The 1,145-nt window shown below is 63.1% G+C and carries 2 protein-coding genes and 1 pseudogene; all 3 read left to right on the top strand.

Annotation, left to right across the window (positions count from 1 at the left end; translation table 11 throughout):
• Positions 1-64 precede the first annotated feature (64 nt).
• Positions 65-184: pseudogene (locus tag I6F12_RS36980) on the top strand (transposase); the annotation flags it as partial.
• Positions 184-330, top strand: coding sequence for a hypothetical protein (locus tag I6F12_RS36975; protein WP_225158542.1), 147 nt, complete (start codon positions 184-186; stop codon positions 328-330). The pseudogene I6F12_RS36980 and the gene I6F12_RS36975, both read left to right, overlap by 1 nt.
• A gap of 50 nt (positions 331-380) precedes the next feature.
• On the top strand, positions 381-1,145 hold a 765-nt coding region (locus tag I6F12_RS36970; RefSeq protein ID WP_249787171.1), incomplete at its 3' end, for an IS3 family transposase.

The raw sequence follows: 1,145 nt of genomic DNA, 5'->3' as shown, positions 1-1,145 counted from the left end.
TGACCTTGCCCCACGGGCTTAATCCAGTTTGAAGTTCGCTCTGGCCCACGACAAGGACCAGAGCATGAAGCGCAGCCGCTTTTCGGACGAGCAGATCATCGGGATTTTGAAGGAGCATGAGGCCGGCGTGTCGGTCGCGGATCTATGCCGCAAGCACGGCGTCAGCGACGCCAGCATCTACAAATGAAAGGCCAAGTTCGGTGGGCTGGGGTGTCGGAGGCCAAGCGGCTGAAGACGCTGGAGGACGAGAATACGCGGCTGAAGCGGCTTTTGGCTGACGCCATGCTGGACAATGCGGCCTTGAAGGATCTCCTGGGAAAGAAGTGGTGACGCCCGCGGCCAAGCGGAAGGCTGTCGCACATCTCGTGGCTGCCCACGGGATGAGCGAACGGCGGGCGTGTAAAGCCATCGGCTGCTGCCGCATGACCATGAGATACCAAACGACCCGGGCGGACGAAGCCGGCCTTCGCCAACGCATGAGGGCTATCGCCCAAGAGCGCCGTCGCTTCGGCTATCGGCGCCTGCATGTTCTGCTCAAGCGGGAGGGCTACGTGGTCAACCACAAGAAGCTGTTCCGGCTCTACCGGGAAGAGAGGCTTGCGGTGCGTCGCCGTGGCGGCCGCAAGCGGGCGATCGGGACCCGGGTGCCGATGACGGTCGCGATGGCGCCTAACGACCGCTGGTCTCTCGACTTCGTGTCGGATCAGCTCACCGATGGCCGCCGCTTCCGCATCCTCACCGTGGTCGACGAGTGCACGCGCGAGTGCCTGGTGTTGGTGGCCGACACTTCGCTGTCTGGCTCCCGGGTGGCGCGGGAGCTGGATCGGCTGATCATCGCGCGGCAAGCCCAAAATGGTGGTCAGCGACAACGGCACCGAACCAGCAACGCCATCCTGACATGGGCCGATCAGAGCCGCATCGCCTGGCATTACATCGCGCCCGGCAAGCCGACGCAGAACGCCTTCATCGAAAGCTTTAATGGCCGTCTCCGAGACGAATTGCTGAACGAGACGCTGTTCACGTCGCTGGGCCAGGCCCGAGTCGAACTCGGACATTGGCGGGCCGACTACAACGATACGCGACCTCACTCGCAACTCGGATGGAAAACACCATCGGAGTTCGCCTTCACCTGCAACCCGCGACGG

The sequence above is a fragment of the Bradyrhizobium sp. IC4059 genome, from assembly GCF_020193615.1.
Classification (GTDB): domain Bacteria; phylum Pseudomonadota; class Alphaproteobacteria; order Rhizobiales; family Xanthobacteraceae; genus Bradyrhizobium; species Bradyrhizobium yuanmingense.
This window is presented reverse-complemented; position numbering and strand designations above follow the sequence as displayed.